We start from the raw sequence: 20,389 nt of genomic DNA, 5'->3' as shown, positions 1-20,389 counted from the left end.
GCGCGAACCATGACCACCCCCACCGGAACAGAGGACGGACGGATGGCAACGGTGATCACCGTGGGTGCCGCCGCCGGCGCCTACATGGACACGGTGGTGGTCCTCGAATGGCGGGTCGCACCCGGCGACGCGGTTCGCGCGGGGCAGGTCGTGGCCGTGGTGGAAACGGCCAAGGCGGCCACGGAGGTCGAGGCGCCCCGCGACGGCGTCCTTTCCGCCATTCTGGCCGAGGTCGGCGCCGAAATCGCGATTGCGAGCCCGCTCGGCCTGATCGGCGACGACGCGGACGCGACCCTGGCCACAGCGATCCAGCCCGCAGAAGGCGCCACGCCGACCGCCCCCGCCACCCCCGACGGCACGGCCCGTCGTGCCGACGCGCCCCGTTCGACGTCAGGCGAGGCATGGACGGATCGCATCATTGCCAGTCCGGCGGCCCGGCGCCACGCCGAGACGGTCGGCCTGGACCTGCAAGCGGTCGTCGGCACCGGACCCGGCGGACGTATCAAGGTCCGGGATGTCACGGCCGCGCTGCGGGGGCGCGATGAGGTCCTGTCCGAGCTTGCCCCCGATCCCCTTCCGGAGTTCGTTCCAGCGGCGGTGACCGAAGCGGCCCACCCGCTCGCGGTAACCCGATCCGGCCCCGACACCGGCACACCGATCCTGCTTCTGCACGGGTTCGCCGGCGATGTCACGGCGTGGCATGCCATTGAGCGCCGGCTCGCCCGCACTCACCCTGTCGTCCGCCTGGACCTGCCCTGCCACGGGCGGTCGCCGCGTCAGCGGTTCCGCTCCTTCCGCGACTTCATCCGTCCGGTACTCGACACCGTCGATGCCCTGAAGGCCGGCCCGATGCATGTGGTCGGGCATTCCCTGGGCGGGGCCGTGGCGTTGACCCTGGCCGAGCGGCGTCCCAACCTGGTCCGCTCGCTGGCCCTGCTGTCGCCGGTCGGCCTGGGCACGGAGATCGACAACCATGTCCTGGAGGGCCTGTGCCGCGCCGCACGCCCGGAAAGCCTGACCCCTTGGCTGCGCCGCCTCGTGGTCGATCCGGCCTGCATCAGCGACGCCTACGCCCGCGCCGCCATGGTCGCGCGCGAGGACCCGGATCTGCGGGCCTCGCAGCGGGCCCTGGCCGCATCCCTGTTTCCGGACGGGACCCAGTCGATCAACGTCACGCCCCTTCTGCGCCGCGTGACCATGCCGATCCGCCTGGTCTGGGGCCGCGCCGACGAACTGGTGCCATGGCGTCACGCCCTGGCCGCACCGGGCCGCGTCGCCCTTCATCTGCTGCCCGCCGTCGGTCATCTGCCGCACCTGGAGGTTCCGGATACCGTGACCCAGATCATTCGTGATATGATCGTGTGCGCCGGATCGGGGAATCGGATGGCAGACAGGGGTGGTGTTCCGTAATCGGCATGAGGCAGGATGTGCCTGATCTGACGACGCAACGGGTCCTCATCACGGGCGCGCGGCAGGGACTGGGCCACGCCATCGCGCGGCGTTTCCTGGCCGACGGCGCGCGGGTGTGCCTGTTCGGGCGCGGCGGCATGGAAGAGGCCCGGCGCGCGTTGAATGCGCCGGCGGACTCCGTCGTGGCGGTGACCGGGGATGTCCGCGACTCCGCCGACCTGGAGCGCGCAACCCGGGTCATGACAGAGGCCTTCGGCGGTATCGACGGCGTCGTGACCGCCGCCGGGATCACCCGCATCGCTCCCATCGCAACGCTCACCCCCGAGCAGTTCCGCGAGATCATGGACATCAACGTCACGGGCACTTGGCTTTCGGTGCGCGCGGCGGTCGAGGCCATGCCCGACCTCGGGGGCTGGGCGGTTCTGCTCGGCTCGGTCTACGGCGAGGGCGGCGCCCCGGACCGCTCCGCCTACTGCGCCTCCAAGGGCGCCGTCCACAATCTGGCCCGCGCGCTGGCCGTGGAACTCGGGCCGCGCGGTGTGCGCGTCAACGTGGTCGCGCCCACCGGTGTCATGACTCCGATGATCCGCGATCTGATCGCGCGCGGCCTGTACAATCAGGCCGGCGTGGAGGCCCGAACACCCCTGGGGCGCATGGCGACGGTGGAAGAGGTGGCGGCGGCCTGTGCCTTCCTGGCCAGCCCGGACGCAGGCATGACCACCGGCACCATTCTTCCGGTGGACGGCGGCTGGATCGCCAACGGCTTCATCCAGCCCTCCAACACCAACCGGTGACGGCCATGCCCGACCAGCTCATCTTTCGGTGCGAGGGCACCGATCATGCGGTGACGCTGACCGACGAGGCCGCGCCGCGCACCCTGGCCGCGCTGAAGGCTTGGCTGCCGGCCGACATCACCCTTCACTGCGCCAAGATCGCCGGCTGCCACATCTACTGGCCGACCCCGATTCTGGAACCGCTGGAGCAGGGCGCCGACATCCATTCCCTGCCGCCCGGGGCCTTCCTGTACTACCCGGATCGCCAGTACATGGAACTCACCTACGATGCCCTTCAGGCCGAGACCGCTTCGGTCAACCTGCTGGGCCACATCGTCGGCGACGTGGGGTGGCTGCGCGATCTGGCGGATGTTCAGCGGCGCGAGCATGGCCGGCGGACCTTCTCCGCGCGCCTGTTCCTCTCCGGGCAGGACGAGGCGGCGGCTCCGGCCGGCGCCTCACCGGTCGCCGACAGCGGACCGCTGGGGCGGCTGCGCGAGGGGCGCCGCAGGGTCTGGGCCGGAGAACCCGCCGAGGTCGAGGCCTTGATGCGCCGCGACGGCCTTAACATCCCGTTCGGCCCCCTGGTCACAGCCGAGGGCGAGTTCCGACGCACCCAGGAACTGATGTGGCGCCTGTGGCGCAACGCGACCGGCCACGACGACCGAACCCGGGCGACCATCGCCTGTGAAACACTTGACCTGACCCTGGACCGGATCGTCGGCTATTGCCATCTACACGAATCGGGCGAGGTTCTCCGGGCCGGTCGCGAGGCCCTGACCCGGACGGACGACTCACCGGTCGGCGAAACGCTTGCGGACCTCACGATCTTCTGCGGACGCATGGCCGCGTGGCTGGACCTGCGAATCCCGTGGTGGGACGCCAACGGGATCGTTCTGCGCCATCGGGCAGGCGGGCCAAGCAAGCCCTGACCGTTCCCCAAGCGGATCAATGGCTTGACGGACCGCCGCGAAACCCGCCACAGTCGAGGACACCGCCAGATAAAAGCGCAACGGTACTTTTTTTGAGCTTGTTTCGCGCTGTCTTTGCCGATGGGTTGGTTGGAGTGAAGCCTCGTGAACGACATTGACTTGCGCCTGAACCCCGTGGACCGGCCTGGCACCCTGGCGGAACGCGCCCGGGAACAGTTGAGAGTCGCCATCATGGCGGGCCGCTTCGAACCCGGCGCCAAGCTGACGATCCGCTCGGTCTCGCGCTCGCTCGACATCAGCCTGACACCGGCCCGCGAGGCCCTTTACAGTCTGGTCTCAGAGGGAACGCTGGAACTGGGACCCAACGGGACGGTCTCGGTTCCGGTGATGGACGCCCAGAAGGTGCGGGAGCTTTTGGTCATCCGCATTGCCCTGGAGGGCGCGGCGGCGCGCGAGGCGGCGCCGAAGCTGGACAGCGTCGCCGCCAAACGCATCCGGGCGATCAATGATCGCCTGGTCGAGGCCTATAACACCAGAAACTTCCGCGACGTCATCGAACTGAACTGGCACTTTCATTTCGAGATCTACCGGCTGGCGGAGATGCCCACCCTGACCCGCATGATCGAAACCTGCTGGCTGAAGACCGGCTCCTACCTGCACTATCTTTATCCGGACTACGGCCGCGCCGACATCGGCATCCGCAACCACATCAACATTATCGAAGGTCTGGAAAACGGGGACACCGAACGATTCGCCCGCGCCGTGGAGGCGGACATCGAAACGGCTGGTCGCTCCCTGCTGGACACGATACGCGGTCTGGAAGAATCGTCAGCCAACCCCGCCGACTAGCGGACCCAGGTCGCCCCAACGCAAAACCGAAACGGAGACGACGTCATGACGCAGCGGATGATGGAGTGGACCCGCCCGGCGCTGGTCGCCGGAGCCCTGGCGATGGGAGCGGCGGCCTTGCCGGCGCAGGCGGCGGATTTCGAGTTCCGCATGGCCATCATCTCCAGCGAGAACAGCATCTACTACCAGGACATGGCGAAGCCTTTCGCCGATCTGGTGGCCGACCTGACCGACGGTCGCGTGGCCATCGAGATCCTGCCGGCCGGCACCGTCGGCAGCGTGCTGAAGCTGCATGACGCGGTCTCCGACGGCCTGATCGACATGGCGCAGACCACGCCCATCTTCCTGGGCACGTCGGATCTGGTGAACGCCATGGTGGCCTCGTTCCCGACCGGGTTGGGCGTGGACAGCTATCTGCCATGGCTGTACGAGGGCGGCGGCCTGGAGCTCTGGCAGGAACACCGCCGGGAGAAGATGGGCATGCATGCCCTGGTCACCTCGCTCGGCCCGTCGGAGTTCTTCGCCCACGCCAACGAACCGATCCGCAATGCCGACGACCTGGAAGGCAAGAAGTTCCGCACCCTGGGCAACTGGGCAGCCATCGTCGAGGAAAACTACGGTGCCTCACCGACCGTCGTCGCCGGCTCCGAGATCTATGGGATGCTGGAGAAAGGCGGCATCGACATGGCCGAATACTCCATCCCTTCGGAGAACGCCAAGATCGGCTTCCACGAAGTGGCCAAGTACATCATCTATCCCGGCATCCAGGCGCCGTCCTGGGCGTTCGAAACCGTCATGCTGACCGAAACCTGGGACAGCCTGCCCGAGGACATCCAACGCAAGATGGAACTGGCGGCGGAACTGACCACCTATCGCAGCCTGAACGCCATGATCACCCGCGACCTGGAGACCATGGAAGAGTTGCAGGCCGGCGGGAATGAATTCGTCCGCCTGGACGAGGCGTTCATGGAGGACGCGCAGGAGAAGTCACGCGCCTGGGCCATGCGTCTGGCCGAGGAGGCGGCGGCCAGCGGTGATGATCTGCCGATGCGTCTGGCCGAGTCCGTGTTCAGCTTCCAGGACCATTGGCGCGCGAACAGCAAGTACCTGGTGATCGACCACCGGCCGTGACAAGACGCAAAGCAGGCCCGTCATTGCGAGGAGCGTAGCGACGAAGCAATCCAGGGCGAAACGTTGCGCTCCCTGCCCTGGATTGCTTCGCCCGCGTCACATGACGCGGGCTCGCCATGACGAAGGATGAAGTGGAAAAGACAAGGCGTGAGCCAGACGATTCATAGACTCCTGCGCGGCGTGGACCGCCTGTCGGACGCGACGGCGGCCCTGGCGGTCGGGCTGATGGCAGTCATGATCGGCGCCACGCTGTATGAGATCGTGGCGCGGTACGTGTTCAACGCGCCGACGATCTGGTCGAACGACGTCAGCACCATGCTGAACGGCAGCGTGTTCCTGCTGGCGGCCGGGCACACCCTGCGCAACGACGGCCACGTGCGCATCGACGTGGTGTGGCAGATGCTGCCGGCGCGCGCGCGCCACGGGGTGCAGGCGGTGTTTCTGTTGGGCGTGTTCGCGCCCGTTCTCGGGCTCGGCACGTACTACGCCATCGTCAAGGCGTGGCGGGCCTGGGAGCGCGGCTCGGTCGAGACGGCCAGCGCCTGGGAACCCCTGATCTGGCCGTTTCTGACCGCGCTGGCCGTGGGCCTGCTGGGCCTGCTGATTCAGGTGGTGGCGGAGGGCGTGCGCAACGGCCTGCGCCTTGCCGGAATCGCGGATCCGCCCGACCCGACCCGACCGTCCGCGTCCTGACCGCCCAGCCGGAGCCGACCGCCCGTGGAGACCGAAGTCCTCGCCGTGCTGATGTTTCCGGCTGCCGTCGCGCTGCTGCTGCTGGGAATGCCGGTCTCCTTCACGCTGATCGTGGTCGGCGTCCTGTTCGGCTGGGTGCTGTACGACCACCGCGTCGGCATCCAGCTGTTCAACGTGGTGCAGACCACGGCGTCGCAGTTCCTGCTGACCGCCGTGCCACCGTTCATCCTCATGGGCTGCCTGCTGGAGCGCTCCGGCATCGCCGAGCGATTGTTCCGAGTGCTGCAACTCTGGGTCGGGCGCCTGCCCAACGGATTGGCCCTGACCACCATGTCCATGGCCACCCTGATCGCCGCAACCACCGGCATTGTCGGCGCGGTCGAGGTCATGATCGGCCTGATGGCCATCCCGGCCATGCAGCGCGTGGGCTACCGCAACGACCTGATCGCCGGCACGGTGTGCGCCGGCGGCTCGCTGGGCACCATGATTCCGCCGTCCCTGGTGCTGATCGTCTACGCCTCGGTCGCCAACCAGTCGGTGGGCAAGCTGTTCGCCGCCGCCATCCTGCCCGGGGCGCTGATGGTCGGCCTGTTCCTGCTGTACATCGCCGCGCGCGGCCTCGTCAGTCCGCCCTCACGGCTCGACACCGACACCACGGACCAGGACATGCCGTTGGGCCGCAAGCTGGGCCTGACGGCGGTGGGACTGCTGCCGGCCACGGGGCTGATCGTCGCCGTCCTGGGGACCATCCTGGCCGGCGTCGCCACGCCGACGGAAGCCGCCTCGGTCGGCGCCCTGGGCGCCCTGCTGCTGGCCGCGTTGTATCGGCGATTGTCCGCAAGCATGGTGTGGGACGCCTTCCAGCGCACTGTCCGCCTGACCAGCATGATCCTGCTGATCGTGGTGGCCGGATCGATGTTCAGCTCGATCTTCCGGGGCCTGGGCGGCAACACGGTGGTGCGCGGCCTCGTCGAGGCCGCCGCCCTGGACGCCCAGGGCCTCGTCCTCCTGTTGCTGCTGATCGTCTTCGTGGCCGGATTTATCCTGGAATGGGTGTCGGTGCTGCTGATCTGCTTGCCGATCTTCGTGCCCCTGCTGGACAGCCACGGCGTCGATCCCATCTGGTTCGCCATGCTGACGTTCGTGATCCTGCAGACGTCATACCTGACGCCGCCGATGGCGCCCTCGATCTTCTACCTGAAGGGCATCGCGCCCCCGGACATGACGACACGGCAGATGTATGCCGGCGTGCTGCCGTTCATTGTGTGTCAGATTCTGGTCATGGGGCTGCTGATCGCCTTCCCGTCCTTGGCCACATGGCTGCCCACGGTGCTCGTCAGGGGATTCTGAAACCAGGCCGACGATCAAGCAGACCCGCCCTGGGGCGCCATCCCATCCCCAACGGCGACGTTCAAATTCCTGGTCCAGCGTGATAGACAGACGCCCACTCACCGCAACCACCGCAGGGGGATACCATGCACGTCCGACGGCAACTGATCGCCGGCAACTGGAAGATGAACGGTCTGCGCGCCGACGGCCTGGATCTGGCCCGATCCCTGGCCGCCTGGCTGGACGCCGACGGCACCGCCGTGCGCGACCATGTCGACATGCTGGTCTGTCCGCCGGCCACGCTGGTGGCGCCGGTGGCCGACACGATCGCCGGAACGTCGCTGGGCGTCGGCGGGCAGGACTGCCACGCCGCCGACAAGGGCGCGCACACCGGCGACGTCAGCGCCTGGATGCTCAAGGACCTAGGCGCCAGCCATGTGATCGTCGGCCACTCGGAGCGGCGCACCGATCACCACGAAACCGACGAGCAGGTCCGCGCCAAGGCCACGGCCGCCATGGCCGCCGGTCTGGTGCCCATCATCTGCATCGGCGAGACCGAGTCCGAGCGCGACGCCGGGCAGGCCCTCGCCGTCGTGTCGCGCCAGTTCAATGGCTCGCTGCCCGACGGCGCGACCGGCACCAACGTCGTCATTGCCTACGAACCGGTCTGGGCCATCGGCACCGGGCGCACGCCGACCACCGAGGACGTGGCGGAGATTCACCAGCGCATCCGCGCCGACGCCCGCGAGCGCATGGGCGCCACCGCCGAGGCCCTGCTGATTCTCTACGGGGGGTCGGTCAAGCCGGGCAACGCGGCCGAACTGATGGCCATCGACGATGTGGACGGCGCCCTGGTCGGCGGCGCCAGCCTGAAGGCCGCCGACTTCCAGGCCATCGCCAGCGCGTGCGTGTAAGGCTGTCCGGTTGACGGGCGCGGAGTAGGGATGGATCGGCGGCATCGCCGGGGCGATCATCGGCACACTGGGCGGCGCGCTCGGCACCTGGGCGTCGATCCACAACGCCCGGCCGGGGCCGCCGCGCCGGTTCATGGTCCACGCGGCGTTGGCGATGTGGTTGCTGCTGGCGCTGATGATGGTGCTGGTCACCCTGTCCGTCGTCGGCGTCCTGCCGCACTGGGTGACGTGGATGACGCAGACGGTGTTCTTCGTCGCCCTCGGCCCGGTCATTGTCCTGGGCAACCGGCACCTCGCCGCCCTGGAAGCGGCGGAGGGCACGGCGGATCCCGACCGCAGCGACGATCCGCCGATTCTGTCGAGCCGTCGATAGCGTTGACTCGTCTCGATCAGGATCACTGCGGTGCAGCGATGGCGATGAGTCTTCGTCATTTCTTATCGCCGCGGCACCCCTTCGAGGCGCGCGACACCGGGGCACTTGCGCCAGCCACCCTCCAAAAAGGGCCGACCTGTTCGTCGGGCGGCATCAGAACCCGGCATAAAGCGATACACCGGCCATGACTATGTAGACGATGTATATATAGCGGGTGATTTCATTCTGGATGAACATGGCGCCCTCCATGACCCCATTGTCTCAGTCCTTCGACCTTACCACTGTGACCCCTTCCGCAGAACCTGACCAGACGGCCAGGATTTTAGTCTTGAACACGACTGTGACCTCGACCACACACTTGCAAGGTATTTTTGTGGCATCTTAAATAAAATTGATATCGATTGCTCCGAAGCCGACAGCGCCGACCGGGAAAACCCGGCGAGACCACGCCGTGGCGCGCCAGGGCGGCGTCCGAACCGATCCGGCTTGGCCGCCGATGCGCGCGGCTCGCTGCGGTGCAGCGGCCATCCCGGGGGTTGAACCGGCGACGCGAACCGGGTTCAGTGGGGTTCGGCGGTCGCGCCGTCCCCGCCGCCCATCCGCGTCCCTCGCCTCCCTCAGCCCAGAGCCGCCCCATGACCCGTGCCGAACTGACCGTTGAGGACTATGTGACCGGCGTGCGCTCCGGTGACCGCGCCGCCCTGGGTCAGGCCATCACCCTGGTGGAAAGCCGGGCGCGGCGACATCGCGATCTGGCCCAGGCAATGCTGCTGGAACTGCTGCCGTTGAGCGGCAAGGCCCACCGCGTCGGCATCACCGGCGTACCCGGGGTGGGCAAGTCCACCTTCATCGAATCGCTGGGGCGCATGCTGACGGCGAAGGGCCACAAGGTCGCGGTGCTGGCCGTGGACCCGTCGTCGACACGCTCCGGCGGTTCCATCCTGGGCGACAAGACCCGCATGGAGGCGCTGGCCACCGACCCCAATGCCTTCATCCGGCCGTCGCCGTCTGGCGGGCGCCTGGGCGGCGTCAACCGGGCGACCCGCGAGACCATGGTGGTGTGCGAGGCCGCCGGCTTCGACGTCATCCTGGTGGAGACCGTCGGCGCCGGCCAGAACGAGACCGTGGTCGCCGACATGGTGGACTTCTTCCTGGTGCTGATGCTGGCCGGAGCCGGCGACGAGTTGCAGGGCATCAAGAAGGGGGTGCTGGAACTCGCCGACCTGATCGCCGTCAACAAGGTGGACAGCCTGGGCGTTCAGGCCGCGCATCAGGCGGTGCATCAGTACAAGAATGCGGTCCATATCCTTCAGCCGCCCAGCCCCAACTGGATGGTGCCGGTGGTCACCTGCTCCGGCCTGTCCGGAAAGGGCCTGGATACGCTGTGGCAGAAGGTCGAGGAACACTGGAGCACGCTGTCCGCGACCGGCGAGATCGCCGAGAAGCGCCGCCGCCAGCGCGTCAACTGGATGTGGTCGATGGTCGAGGACCGCGTGCTGGACGCCGTGCGCGACCACCCCGAGGTCAAGGGCCGCCTGCCCGACCTGCTGAAGGGCGTCGACGACGGCTCCCTGACCGTCACTCTGGCGGCTACGGAAATCCTGGAAACGTTCGGGGTTTCCGCGGAGTAGAAATACGGCCGTCGCGCTGGTCGCTCCCGCGATGGTGAAAGCCGGATGGCGCCGGAATACACTCACGGCGGATTTCACCCTCTGGTATTCACCGGCATGGCCGCTATCCTGCGGCGACCCCGTTCCGAGACACTGCCGGCGAAACACCCATGAGCAGGAAATCCAGAAAACCCGGGAAAGTCCCAAAGCCCGGTCCTCGCCAACAGGCCACGGCCCCCCGCGCGACGACGACCGTCCGGGGCACGCTGTCGCACATGGTGCCGCGCGCCGGAGCACCTCAGCCCGCCGACCCCGCCCAGGCCGGTCGACTGGCGGCGGAGGGGCACCGGCTGCTGGCCAAGGGCGACGCGCGGGGCGCCGAGGGCCGCTTTCGGCAGGCCCTGGGCCTCGACGGGCGGTGCGGGCTGGCGCTGGGGGGCCTGGGCGTGGTCGCCGCGCGCGCCGGGCACCTGGAACCGGCGGCCAAGCTGTTCGCACAAGCCGCCAGCGTCGAGCCAGCCGTGATCGACCATGCACTCAACGCCGGCAGCGCCCTGTGGAGTCTGGGCCGTCGCCGCGAGGCGCTGGCGGCGTTCGCCGACGCGGCCCGCCGGGCGCCCGCCGAGCCGCGCGCCCGCCTCGCCCACGGCAAGGCGCTGCTGGACACCGGTGACCCCGCGCGCGCCCTTGAGGAAGCCCGCGCCGTTCTCGATGGGGCAGCGGACCATGCCGAGGCGCTGGCCCTGCGCGGCCGCGCCCTGCTGCGGCTCGGCCGTGCCGGCGAGGCCCTGCCGGTCCTGGAGGCGGCGCGGGAGCGGGCGCGTGAGGACGCCGGCCTTCACAACGACCTCGCTCTGGCGCTGTCGGCGCTCGGCCGGGCGGACGAGGCCATGGCCGCCCAACGCGCGGCGGTGGACCTGTCCCGGCCCGGTCCCGGCCACGCCGAGCGGATCATCACCCTCGCCGGGATGCTGATCGGCGACCAGCGCGCCGATGAGGCCGAGGCCCTGCTGCTTCCACTGCGGGAGAGCGCGCCCGATCATCCCGGTGTCTGCCTAACCCTGGGCGACGCCTTGCAACGCCAGGGCCGGTTCGAGGCGGCGCGGGCAGCCTACCGGGAGGCACTGGAGCGCGACCCCGGCAATGTGATCGCCCTGCGCGGCCTGGTGAAGTCCGGCACCGTATCGTCGGGCGATCCGGCGCTCGACGCCCTGCGCCGCGTGGCGGAGTCGGCGGGCGACCCGGGCACCCGCGCAGAGGCGCTGTTCGCGCTTGCCAAGGCTCTGGATGACAGCGGTGGCGCCCCGGATGAGGTGTTCGCCGCCCTGTCGGAGGCCAACACCCTGCAACGCCGGGGGCGGCCCGATGACATCCTGCGGCGTGACGCCCTGATCGAACGCTCTTGCGCGGTCTTCACACCGGACCTGTTCGAGTCGCTCGCCCCCTTGGGCCACGACAGCGAACGGCCCGTGTTCATCGTCGGCATGCCGCGTTCCGGAACCTCTCTGGTCGAGCAGATGATCGCCAGTCACCCCGACGTCGTCGGGGCCGGCGAGCTCGGCGTGTGGCCGGCGCTGCAGGCCGGCCTGCCCGACTATCCGGACGCCGTGCCCGACCTGAGCCGGGAGGCCGTCGCGGACGCCGCCGGGCGGGTTCTGGACACGCTGGACATCGCCGCCCATCGCGCCGGCAAGCCGGGTGCGCTTCGGGTCAGCGACAAGCTGCCGGACAACGCCATGCGGCTGGGCCTGATCGCCCTGACGTTCCCCAAGGCGCGCATCATCGTCTGTCGCCGCGATCCGCTGGACACTGCCGTCTCGCTGTTCCAGCAGAACTTCGCCGACGGCGTGCCCTACGCCAACGGGCTGGAGAGCATCGCCCAGGCCCTGGTCCAGCACGACCGCATCATGGCGCATTGGCGTCTGGTGCTGCCGGCCTGGACGATGACCGTCGATTACGAGGCCCTGGTCAACGACCTGGAGGGCGAGGGGCGGCGGCTGATCGATTTTCTCGGCCTGCCCTGGGACGAGGCCGTGCTGCGCTTCCACGAAACCGAACGGTCGGTCTACACCGCCAGCAAGTGGCAGGTACGCCAGCCGGTGTTCACCGGCTCGGTCGGCCGCTGGCGGCGCTATGCGGAGCAACTCGCGCCGGTTCGGGCGATCCTGGAGGCGCACGGCCTGCTCGACCGGCCGGTTTAGTCGGTCGCCGCCCGCCACCCTGTTCGCGGGGCGACCGTCGAGATTTCCTGCCTGTCCGCGCGACGGACGGTTGCCCCGGGCGACGGGTTCGGGTCATGATCCCTGGAAACCCGAGTGAAAACATCGGGAACTCACAGGGAGGATCGGACCCATGAAGACACGCGCCGCCGTGGCGATGCAGGCTGGCCAGCCGCTGGTCATTGAGGAGGTGGACCTGGAGGGACCGAAGGCCGGCGAGGTGCTGGTCGAGATCAAGGCCACCGGGGTCTGCCACACCGACGCCTACACGCTCTCCGGGGCCGATCCGGAGGGCCTGTTCCCCACCATTCTCGGCCACGAGGGCGCCGGCGTGGTACTGGAGGTCGGCGACGGCGTGACCTCGGTGCAACCGGGCGACCACGTCATCCCGCTGTACACGCCCGAATGCCGCCAGTGCGAATACTGCCTCAGCGGCAAGACCAACCTGTGTCAGGCCATCCGCGCCACCCAGGGCCAGGGCCTGATGCCCGACGGCACCAGCCGGTTCTCGCTGAACGGCCGCATGCTGCACCACTACATGGGTTGCTCGACCTTCGCCAATCACACCGTGCTGCCGGAGATCGCGGTGGCGAAGATCCACGAGGACGCGCCGTTCGAGAAAGTATGCTACGTCGGCTGCGGCGTGACGACGGGGGTTGGCGCGGTCATCAACACCGCCCACGTGGAACCGGGTGCGAACGTGGTGGTCTTCGGCCTCGGCGGCATCGGCCTGAACGTGATCCAGGGCGCGCGCTTGGTGGGCGCCGGCATGATCGTCGGCGTGGACATCAACCCCGCCCGCAAGGGCATCGCCGAATCCTTCGGCATGACCCATTTCGTCAACCCGAAGGAGATCGAGGGCGATCTGGTCGCTCACCTCGTCGAACTGACCGGCGGCGGCGCCGACTACAGCTTCGAATGCATCGGCAAGGTGGACGTGATGCGCGCCGCCCTGGAGTGCTGCCACAAGGGCTGGGGCGTTTCGACCATCGTCGGCGTGGCCGGCGCGGGCGAGGAGATTTCCACGCGGCCGTTCCAGCTCGTCACCGGTCGCAAGTGGCAGGGCACGGCCTTCGGCGGCGCCAGGGGCCGCACCGACGTGCCGAAGATCGTCGAGTGGTACATGAAGGGGAAGATCGAGATCGACCCCATGATCACCCACGTGCTGCCGCTGGAGCGCATCAATGAGGCCTTCGAGATGATGCACGAGGGCACCTCCATCCGCACCGTAATCCGGTTCTAGAGCGCGTTGCGTGAGTTCTGACTCAGGCAACGCGCTCGACCCCTTTCGCAGTTCAGCAAATCGTCGTCGCGATCCCTTCCGGATCGCTCGGGATTTGCTCTGAAGCCGAGCAACAAACCCATGACGTTGGAAACGATCTCTGAACAGAAGTGTTTCGGCGGTGTCCAGGGCGTCTACCGCCACGACTCCGCCGAGACGAAAACCCCCATGCGCTTCGCCGTCTACCGTCCGCCGCAGGCTGAAGCGGGGCCGGTGCCGGTGCTGTGGTGGCTGTCGGGCCTGACCTGCACGGAGGAAAACTTCATCACCAAGGCCGGCGCGCAGCGCTACGCCGCCGAGCACGGCCTGATGCTGGTGGCGCCGGACACCAGCCCGCGCGGGCTCGACCTGCCGGGCGAGCACGACGACTACGACTTCGGCAGCGGGGCGGGCTTCTACGTCGACGCCACCGAGGCGCCGTGGTCAGCGCACTACCGCATGTACAGCTACCTGCTGCACGAACTGCCGGCCCTGGTGGCCGCGCAGTTCCCCATGGACCCGGCACGACAGAGCATCTTCGGCCATTCCATGGGCGGGCACGGGGCTCTTGTGCTGGCCCTAAGAAACCCGGATCGTTATCGGTCTGTGTCGGCCTTCGCGCCCATCGTCGCGCCGTCGCGGGTGCCGTGGGGGGAGAAGGCCTTCACCGGCTATCTCGGCCCGGACCGCGCCGCGTGGGCGGCCTATGACGCCACGGCCCTGGTGCCGGAGTCGGGCTGGCGGACTCCGATCCTGATCGACCAGGGTGAGGCCGATACCTTTCTGGACACGCAGCTCACGCCGGAGGTGTTCGCCGACGTCGCCGGACACAGCGGCGTGTCGGTGACGCTACGCCTGCAGCCGGGGTACGACCACAGCTACTACTTCATCGCGACGTTCATGGCCGAGCACGTCGCCCATCACGCGGCGGCGCTGACGGAGCGGCTCGGGCCGTGAGGGCGTGGCGCGAACGTGGGATCAAGCGCCCGGCGCCCGGCCAGCCTTTTCTTCCAGCCCGGAGGTGCCGAAGCGGCGCGCCAGTTCGGCCCACACCTGCTCCGGCGCCACCCCCGTCTGCGCCCACAACACGCTGAGGTGATAGAGCAGATCAGCGCTTTCGCTGACCACCTTGTCGGGTCCCTCGGCCAGCGCGGCGATGATGACCTCGGTAGCCTCCTCGCCGACCTTCTGGGCGATCTTGTTGGGGCCCTTGGCGAACAGCTTGGCGGTGTAGGACGTGTCGGGATCGGCCCCCTTACGGCTTTCGACCACGCGGTTGAGATGGTCGAGTACGCGCGCGTCGAGCGCCTCAGGTTCGGGGGCTGTCACTGGCATCCTCCCGCACCGCGATGCCGGCGGCGCGCATGTGGGCCTTGGCCTCGCCGATGGTGTGTTCGCCGAAGTGGAAGATGGAGGCCGCCAGAACCGCCGTGGCGTGGCCGTCGCGGATGCCCTCCACCAGATGATCGAGCGTCCCCACTCCGCCTGAGGCGATCACCGGGACCGTGACGGCGTCGGCGATGGCCCGGGTCAGCGGAATGTCGAAGCCTTGCCGCGTGCCGTCGCGGTCCATGCTGGTCAACAGGATCTCGCCGGCGCCCAGCTCCACCATGTGCTTTGCCCAGCCGATGGCCTCGATGCCGGTGGGCGTGCGGCCGCCGTGGGTGAAGATCTCGAAGCGGTCGTCACTGACCCGCTTGGCGTCGATGGCCACGACGATGCACTGGGTGCCGAACTTCTCGGCCGCCTCGCGCACGAATTCGGGGGTCTTCACGGCCGCCGTGTTGATCGAGACCTTGTCGGCCCCGGCCAGCAACAGCCGGCGCACATCCTCCACCGTGCGCACGCCGCCGCCGACGGTCAGCGGCATGAAGCAGCGCTCGGCGGTGCGGGCGACCACGTCGTACAGAGTCTCGCGGTTGTCGCTGCTCGCGGTGATGTCGAGGAAGCACAACTCGTCCGCGCCAGCGGCGTCGTAGATTGTGGCCTGCTCCACCGGATCGCCGGCATCGCGCAGACCGACGAAGTTGACGCCCTTGACCACGCGGCCGTCCTTGACGTCCAGGCAGGGGATGATGCGCATCTTCATCATGGCGTGGCGTCCTCCTCCCCGGCCAGCACCGCCAGCGCCGCGCGCGGATCGAGCCGCCCGTCGTACAGCGCGCGGCCGCTGATGACGCCGATGATGCCGCTGGCGCGCCGGCGGGCCACGGCGCGCACGTCGTCCAGCGAGGAAATGCCGCCCGACAGAATGACCGGCGTGGTCAACCGCTCGGCCAGATTGGCCGTGGCGTCCAGGTTGGGGCCCCCCATGGCGCCGTCACGCTCGATGTCGGTGTGGATGATGGCGTCCACGCCCGCGTCCTCGAACCGCAGGGCGAGGTCCAGCGCGGTGACCTTCGAGGTCTCGGCCCAGCCCTCCACGGCGACCATGCCGTCGCGGGCGTCAATGCCCACCGCGACGCGGCCGGGAAACTCGTGACAGGCCTTGCGCACCAAGTCGGGATCGCGCAGGGCCACCGTGCCCAGGATCACCCGGGCGACGCCCTTTTCCAGCCAGAACTCGACCGTCTGGAGATCGCGGATCCCCCCGCCCAACTGCACCGGCACCTCTCCGGCGGCGGTCAAGATCGACTCCACGGCGGCCTCGTTGACCGGGTGTCCGGAAAACGCGCCGTTCAGGTCCACCACGTGCAGCCAGCGACTGCCGGCGTCCACGAACAGTTTGGCCTGGGCGCCCGGGCTGTCGCTGAACACGGTGGCCTTCGCCATGTCGCCCTTCAGCAGGCGCACGCATTGACCGTCCTTCAGATCGATGGCGGGAAACAGGATCATCGGCTCAGGGTGTCCAGCGCAGGAAGTTGGTGATGAGGCGCAGGCCGGTGGCCTGACTCTTTTCCGGGTGAAACTGGGTACCGACCATGGTGTCGCGGCCGACCATGGCCGTCACCAGGCCGCCGTAGTCCACGGTGACCAGCACCTGCTTCGGATCGTCCACCTCCAGATGATAGGAATGGACGAAATAGGCGTGGTCCCCGGAGCGCAGGCCCTCCAGGACCGGATGCGCGGCATCGCCCAGGACCAGGTCGTTCCAGCCCATGTGCGGCACCTTCAGCGCCGAATCGGCGGGCCGGATGGCCTCCACCGTGCCGTCGATCCAGCCCAGACCGGGCGTGGTGCCGTGCTCGTGACCCTCCCGGGCCATCAACTGCATGCCGACGCAGATCCCCAGGAAGGGCCGGCCCTTGTTGAGAACGGCCTCGGTCAAGGCGTCGATCATGCCGTCCACGGCGGCCAGCCCGCGCCGGCAGTCGGCGAAGGCCCCCACCCCGGGCAGCACGATGCGGTCGGCGCGCGCCACCGCGTCCGCGTCGTCGGTCACCAGAATCGTCTGGTCAAGCTGGCATTCCAGCGCCGCGCGCTCGAACGCCTTGGCGGCGGAGCGCAGGTTGCCGGAGCCGTAGTCGATGATGGCAATGGTCATGAGCGGGACACCTGTCGTGTGACGGCTCCGCTTTTAGCAGGATGGCGGCGACGGAGAAAGCCCCTGCCCGGACCGCTGTGGCGGCGGCCGCCCCCATCATGGATGTTTCGGCCGGCATGACACGGACGGCGAACCTTGTATGCTTCTCCGGGTGTCATGCTGTGTTGGGAACGCGCCCATGATCGACGAGCTTGTCCTCCTCTGGTTCGCGGCCTTGCCGCTGGTCGGCAGTCCGGGCCCGGCCACGCTGAGCCTCGCCGCCATGGGCTCGGCCTACGGCGTGCGGGCCAGCCTGGGCTACCTGGCCGGCATCGTCGGCGGGACGGCGCTGGTCATGGTGATCCTGGCCTCCGGCCTGGGCGGCACCCTGGTCGTGGCGCCCGACCTGCTGCCGGTCATCACGACCGCCGCCGCGCTGTACATCCTGTATCTGGCGTGGCGGATCGCCACTGCGCCGCCGCTGTCGCGGGGCGAGCGCCAAGCGGGCCGCCCCTCCGTTCGGGGCGCCCTGTTCCTCGCGCTGACCAACCCCAAGGCCTACGCCGCGCTGGGGGCACTCCTGGGCAGCAACACGGTGATCGAGGGCAATGTGGTGCTCGACGGAACCGTCAAGGTCATCGCCCTCACCGGTCTGATCCTGTTCGTTGACGTTGTTTGGCTGAACATCGGATCCGCGCTGTCGCGCACGCTCGCCGACCCGCGCCTGGGACGGGCCATCAACATCGTCTTCGCCGTGCTGCTGGTGGGCGCCGTGGCACTGGCGCTGCTGACGTAACGCACGATTGGCGCACGCCAGTTTTCGGACACTTGTCCGAAAACGGGAATGGATCCGTTGTCTTACGCGCTCCCTTCGCCCATCGCGGCCCGGTGTCCGTCGCCGGTGGCGGCCGCCCGCAGCAGGGCGGCGTCACGGGCCGGCGGGGCGCCGAACAGCCGGCTGTACTCGCGGCTGAACTGGGAGGCGCTTTCGTAGCCCACGGTGAAGCCGACCCGGGAGGCGTCGCCCTGGTGGGCGACCAGCAGGCGGCGCGCCTCCTGCAACCGGATCTGCTTGTGGAACTGCAACGGGCTCATGGCCGTGGCCGCCTTGAAATGGCGGTGGAAGGTCGACGGGCTCATGCCGGCGGTGGCGGCCAGGGCATCGATGCGCAGCGGTTCGGTGTAGTGGCCCCGGATCCAGGCAATGGCGCGGCCGATGCGGGCCAGATGGCTGTCGGCGAGGGCGATCTGGCGCAGCATGGCGCCCTGCTCCCCGCGCAGCAGGCGATACAGAATCTCGCGTTCGACCAGCGGCGCCAGCACCGGGATGTCGGCCGGGTGATCGAGCAGGCGGATCAGACGCACCACCGGATCGAGCAGGTCGTCCGTCACGGTGCTGACGTCCATGCCGGGCGGCGCGGTGGCCGGTCCTTCGGCCGGGTCCGGCAGGGCCAGCAGCATCTCCGTCAGCAGCGCCCGGTCCAATGTCATGGTGACCGACAGGTACGGGGCGTCCGGCGCGGCGTCGTGGATCTCCGTGCTCACGGGCAGGTCGAGCGAGACGACCACGAAGGCGCCGGCCCGGTATTCGACCACCCGGTCGCCCAGCAGGACCCGTTTGCCGCCCTGGGCGACGACGCAGAACAGCGGCTCGTAGACCGTGCGCACCGGCGCACGGTCGGCCGGTCGGCACGCATCAGCGCCACCCGGGGCAGGGAGGTGGCGCACCGACCCCCGCCGCAATGCCGGTCGATCAGGTCGCGCAGGGTTTCCAGTGTTGTCATGGTCCGTCTCCGCCTTGGGTCCCCGCCTCGGGTCTCCGTCTCGAAGATAGCGATCCGAGCCGGGAAAACGACCCCCGAACCGACCCCGGTGAGAGGGTCGGGCAAGGATCCGCCAGCATCCGGCTCTCGGCCGGCGCGCCTTGGGCCTATGTCAAGGGGACCGGGGCGCGCGGCCCCCCGGCCCCCCTTCGATCACTCCGCGACAGCGACGGGAGAGACCCTTGCGATACAACACACTCGGAAACACAGGCCTGTTGGTCTCTGAACTCTGCCTCGGCACCATGACCTTCGGCGGCAGCGACGGCATGTGGCGCCAGATCGGCACCGTGCAGCAGCAGGAGGCCGACGCCATCGTGCGCACCGCTTTCGACGCCGGCATCAACGTCATCGACACCGCCAACGTCTACGCCGAGGGCCTGTCGGAGCAGATCACCGGACAGGCCCTGAAAAACCTCGGCGTGCCCCGCGACGACGTGCTGATCGCCACCAAGGTGTTCGGCCGCGCCAGGCCCGGCCCGAACGGCGCCGGGGCGTCGCGCGGCCATATCCTGGATCAGGCCAAGGCGAGCCTGAAGCGCTTGCAGGTCGACCACATCGACCTTTACCAGATCCACGGCCTCGACCCCCTGACGCCGTTCGAGGAGACGCTGGAGGCGCTCGATATCCTCGTGCGCCAGGGGTATGTGCGCTACATCGGCGTCTCCAACTGGGCCGCGTGGCACATCATGAAGGCCCTGGGCATCGCCGAGCGGAAAGGGTTTTCCCGGATTGCCTCGCTGCAGGCGTACTACACCGTGGCCGGGCGCGACCTGGAGCGCGAGATCGTCCCCATGCTGACCCACGAGAAGGTCGGCCTGATGGTCTGGAGCCCGCTGGCCGGCGGCCTGCTGAGCGGTAAGTACACGCGGGACGGTGCGTCGGACGGCGCGGCGCGGCGGGTCACCTTCGACTTCCCGCCGGTCAACCGCGAGCGCGCGTTCGACGTCATCGACGCCATGAAACCCATCGCCGAGGCGCGTGGCGTCAGCGTGGCCCAGGTGGCGCTGGCCTGGCTGTTGCACCAACCGGTGGTGAGCACCGTGATCGTAGGCGCCAAGCGCACCGAACAACTCCAGGACAACATCGGCGCTAGCGACCTAAACCTGACGGCGGACGAACTCGCCACGCTGGATGAGGCGAGTAAGCTGCCGCCCGAGTACCCCGGCTGGATGTTCGAACGGCAGGGATCGTACCGCAGTCATCCCAACCCACGCCGGCAGCAGTCGGGCCCATCGTGATCAATTCGGCGTGACGTCAATACTGTCGAGCCGACTCACGTTCGAAATCGGACCGCATGTACGGGTCCGGTTTCGAACGATCGGCTCTGGTCGAACGGCCGAATTCACGGGAAATTGTCCGAAAACGGGAATGAATCCGTCAAATATCGGAAGCAGCCCATGACCTCCGGGGCGCGGTGGCCGTCCAGCGCCGTGCGCTCGACCGCCTTGGCGGCGGAGCGCAGGGTGCCGGAGCCGCAATCGATGATGGCAATGGTCATGAAGGGGCCGCCTGTCCTGACTCCCCAAGGCGTCGCCGTGCCCCCGAGCCGGGGGACGTGAGGCAATCGCCGGCCGGCATCAGACGCCCCGGCCCCCACGGGTCCCTTGCC

Annotated in this window: 21 protein-coding genes; 15 read left to right on the top strand and 6 right to left on the bottom strand. The window is 68.7% G+C overall.

Annotation, left to right across the window (positions count from 1 at the left end; translation table 11 throughout):
* Positions 1-9: 9 nt before the first annotated feature.
* The 13 genes from BLS85_RS07340 (at position 10) to fghA (ending at position 14,451) form a co-directional block, all read left to right on the top strand.
* Complete coding sequence (locus tag BLS85_RS07340) at positions 10-1,410, top strand: acetoin dehydrogenase dihydrolipoyllysine-residue acetyltransferase subunit (protein WP_092784506.1); 1,401 nt, start codon at positions 10-12, stop codon at positions 1,408-1,410.
* Between the two features lie 17 nt (positions 1,411-1,427).
* Positions 1,428-2,204, top strand: coding sequence for an SDR family NAD(P)-dependent oxidoreductase (locus tag BLS85_RS07335; protein ID WP_176793469.1), 777 nt, complete (start codon positions 1,428-1,430; stop codon positions 2,202-2,204).
* A gap of 5 nt (positions 2,205-2,209) precedes the next feature.
* Positions 2,210-3,115 (top strand): DUF3830 family protein, encoded by a 906-nt coding sequence (locus BLS85_RS07330; RefSeq protein ID WP_092784500.1) that lies wholly within the window; start codon positions 2,210-2,212, stop codon positions 3,113-3,115.
* Positions 3,116-3,259: 144 nt separating this feature from the next.
* Positions 3,260-3,964: a GntR family transcriptional regulator gene (locus tag BLS85_RS07325; RefSeq protein ID WP_092784498.1), complete on the top strand. Its 705-nt coding sequence runs from the start codon at positions 3,260-3,262 to the stop codon at positions 3,962-3,964.
* Between the two features lie 45 nt (positions 3,965-4,009).
* A complete protein-coding gene (gene dctP, locus BLS85_RS07320) occupies positions 4,010-5,095 on the top strand; it encodes a TRAP transporter substrate-binding protein DctP (protein ID WP_092784495.1) in 1,086 nt (361 codons plus the stop codon).
* A 147-nt stretch (positions 5,096-5,242) separates the two neighbouring features.
* Positions 5,243-5,788 carry a TRAP transporter small permease subunit gene (locus tag BLS85_RS07315; RefSeq protein WP_176793467.1) on the top strand — a complete coding sequence of 182 codons (546 nt, stop codon included), beginning with the start codon at positions 5,243-5,245 and terminating at the stop codon, positions 5,786-5,788.
* A 24-nt stretch (positions 5,789-5,812) separates the two neighbouring features.
* Positions 5,813-7,138, top strand: a complete 1,326-nt coding sequence (locus BLS85_RS07310) for a TRAP transporter large permease (protein WP_245699131.1) — start codon at positions 5,813-5,815, stop codon at positions 7,136-7,138.
* A gap of 125 nt (positions 7,139-7,263) precedes the next feature.
* A complete protein-coding gene (gene tpiA, locus BLS85_RS07305; protein ID WP_092784489.1) occupies positions 7,264-8,031 on the top strand; it encodes a triose-phosphate isomerase in 768 nt (255 codons plus the stop codon).
* Positions 8,032-8,164: 133 nt separating this feature from the next.
* Complete coding sequence (locus BLS85_RS07300) at positions 8,165-8,404, top strand: hypothetical protein (RefSeq protein WP_092784486.1); 240 nt, start codon at positions 8,165-8,167, stop codon at positions 8,402-8,404.
* A 635-nt stretch (positions 8,405-9,039) separates the two neighbouring features.
* Positions 9,040-10,035 carry a methylmalonyl Co-A mutase-associated GTPase MeaB gene (meaB, locus tag BLS85_RS07295; protein ID WP_092784483.1) on the top strand — a complete coding sequence of 332 codons (996 nt, stop codon included), beginning with the start codon at positions 9,040-9,042 and terminating at the stop codon, positions 10,033-10,035.
* 149 nt (positions 10,036-10,184) lie between these two features.
* On the top strand, positions 10,185-12,215 hold the full coding sequence (locus BLS85_RS07290; protein WP_092784480.1) for a tetratricopeptide repeat-containing sulfotransferase family protein: 2,031 nt from the start codon (positions 10,185-10,187) through the stop codon (positions 12,213-12,215).
* 151 nt (positions 12,216-12,366) lie between these two features.
* A complete protein-coding gene (locus tag BLS85_RS07285; RefSeq protein ID WP_092784477.1) occupies positions 12,367-13,476 on the top strand; it encodes an S-(hydroxymethyl)glutathione dehydrogenase/class III alcohol dehydrogenase in 1,110 nt (369 codons plus the stop codon).
* 120 nt (positions 13,477-13,596) lie between these two features.
* Positions 13,597-14,451, top strand: coding sequence for an S-formylglutathione hydrolase (gene fghA / locus BLS85_RS07280; RefSeq protein WP_092784474.1), 855 nt, complete (start codon positions 13,597-13,599; stop codon positions 14,449-14,451).
* A gap of 21 nt (positions 14,452-14,472) precedes the next feature.
* On the opposite strand, the gene BLS85_RS07275 is transcribed toward fghA, so the two are convergent.
* Genes BLS85_RS07275 through hisH form a run of 4 tightly spaced genes read right to left on the bottom strand, consistent with a single transcriptional unit; the run spans position 14,473 to position 16,978 of the window.
* On the bottom strand, positions 14,473-14,829 hold the full coding sequence (locus tag BLS85_RS07275; protein ID WP_092784471.1) for a phosphoribosyl-ATP diphosphatase: 357 nt from the start codon (positions 14,827-14,829) through the stop codon (positions 14,473-14,475).
* Entirely contained in the window at positions 14,804-15,586 is a 783-nt protein-coding gene (hisF, locus tag BLS85_RS07270) for an imidazole glycerol phosphate synthase subunit HisF (protein WP_092784468.1), read from the bottom strand. The genes BLS85_RS07275 and hisF overlap by 26 nt, the downstream gene beginning before the upstream one ends.
* Positions 15,583-16,329 carry a 1-(5-phosphoribosyl)-5-[(5-phosphoribosylamino)methylideneamino]imidazole-4-carboxamide isomerase gene (gene hisA / locus BLS85_RS07265; protein ID WP_092784465.1) on the bottom strand — a complete coding sequence of 249 codons (747 nt, stop codon included), beginning with the start codon at positions 16,327-16,329 and terminating at the stop codon, positions 15,583-15,585. The genes hisF and hisA overlap by 4 nt, the downstream gene beginning before the upstream one ends.
* A 4-nt stretch (positions 16,330-16,333) precedes the next feature.
* A complete protein-coding gene (gene hisH / locus BLS85_RS07260) occupies positions 16,334-16,978 on the bottom strand; it encodes an imidazole glycerol phosphate synthase subunit HisH (RefSeq protein WP_092784462.1) in 645 nt (214 codons plus the stop codon).
* Positions 16,979-17,156: 178 nt separating this feature from the next.
* On the opposite strand from hisH, the gene BLS85_RS07255 reads away from it, so the two are divergent.
* Positions 17,157-17,753: a LysE family translocator gene (locus BLS85_RS07255; protein WP_092784459.1), complete on the top strand. Its 597-nt coding sequence runs from the start codon at positions 17,157-17,159 to the stop codon at positions 17,751-17,753.
* 62 nt (positions 17,754-17,815) lie between these two features.
* Here BLS85_RS07255 and BLS85_RS07250 read toward each other — a convergent pair whose 3' ends face one another.
* On the bottom strand, positions 17,816-18,625 hold the full coding sequence (locus BLS85_RS07250) for an AraC family transcriptional regulator (RefSeq protein WP_245699129.1): 810 nt from the start codon (positions 18,623-18,625) through the stop codon (positions 17,816-17,818).
* Positions 18,626-18,962: 337 nt separating this feature from the next.
* Between BLS85_RS07250 and BLS85_RS07245 the strand changes: the two genes are divergently transcribed.
* Positions 18,963-20,018 carry an aldo/keto reductase gene (locus tag BLS85_RS07245; RefSeq protein WP_092784456.1) on the top strand — a complete coding sequence of 352 codons (1,056 nt, stop codon included), beginning with the start codon at positions 18,963-18,965 and terminating at the stop codon, positions 20,016-20,018.
* A gap of 104 nt (positions 20,019-20,122) precedes the next feature.
* On the opposite strand, the gene BLS85_RS19060 is transcribed toward BLS85_RS07245, so the two are convergent.
* Positions 20,123-20,278, bottom strand: a complete 156-nt coding sequence (locus tag BLS85_RS19060) for a hypothetical protein (protein WP_176793465.1) — start codon at positions 20,276-20,278, stop codon at positions 20,123-20,125.
* Positions 20,279-20,389: the final 111 nt, after the last annotated feature.

Source organism: Rhodospira trueperi, from assembly GCF_900101965.1.
Taxonomy (GTDB): Bacteria; Pseudomonadota; Alphaproteobacteria; order Rhodospirillales; family Rhodospirillaceae; genus Rhodospira; species Rhodospira trueperi.
Note: the sequence above shows the minus strand (reverse complement) of the source record. Positions and strands in the feature narration are given on the sequence as shown.

Bases quoted from the DNA above. Each gene is read 5' to 3' on its own strand.
- BLS85_RS07340 (WP_092784506.1), top strand. From the start codon at position 10: ATGACCACCCCCACCGGAACAGAGGACGGACGGATGGCAACGGTGATC.
- BLS85_RS07330 (WP_092784500.1), top strand. From the start codon at position 2,210: ATGCCCGACCAGCTCATCTTTCGGTGCGAGGGCACCGATCATGCGGTG.
- dctP (WP_092784495.1), top strand. From the start codon at position 4,010: ATGACGCAGCGGATGATGGAGTGGACCCGCCCGGCGCTGGTCGCCGGA.
- tpiA (WP_092784489.1), top strand. From the start codon at position 7,264: ATGCACGTCCGACGGCAACTGATCGCCGGCAACTGGAAGATGAACGGT.
- BLS85_RS07300 (WP_092784486.1), top strand. From the start codon at position 8,165: ATGGTCCACGCGGCGTTGGCGATGTGGTTGCTGCTGGCGCTGATGATG.
- meaB (WP_092784483.1), top strand. From the start codon at position 9,040: ATGACCCGTGCCGAACTGACCGTTGAGGACTATGTGACCGGCGTGCGC.
- BLS85_RS07290 (WP_092784480.1), top strand. From the start codon at position 10,185: ATGAGCAGGAAATCCAGAAAACCCGGGAAAGTCCCAAAGCCCGGTCCT.
- BLS85_RS07285 (WP_092784477.1), top strand. From the start codon at position 12,367: ATGAAGACACGCGCCGCCGTGGCGATGCAGGCTGGCCAGCCGCTGGTC.
- fghA (WP_092784474.1), top strand. From the start codon at position 13,597: ATGACGTTGGAAACGATCTCTGAACAGAAGTGTTTCGGCGGTGTCCAG.
- BLS85_RS07275 (WP_092784471.1), bottom strand. From the start codon at position 14,829: ATGCCAGTGACAGCCCCCGAACCTGAGGCGCTCGACGCGCGCGTACTC.
- hisF (WP_092784468.1), bottom strand. From the start codon at position 15,586: ATGATGAAGATGCGCATCATCCCCTGCCTGGACGTCAAGGACGGCCGC.
- hisA (WP_092784465.1), bottom strand. From the start codon at position 16,329: ATGATCCTGTTTCCCGCCATCGATCTGAAGGACGGTCAATGCGTGCGC.
- hisH (WP_092784462.1), bottom strand. From the start codon at position 16,978: ATGACCATTGCCATCATCGACTACGGCTCCGGCAACCTGCGCTCCGCC.
- BLS85_RS07255 (WP_092784459.1), top strand. From the start codon at position 17,157: ATGATCGACGAGCTTGTCCTCCTCTGGTTCGCGGCCTTGCCGCTGGTC.
- BLS85_RS19060 (WP_176793465.1), bottom strand. From the start codon at position 20,278: ATGACCATTGCCATCATCGATTGCGGCTCCGGCACCCTGCGCTCCGCC.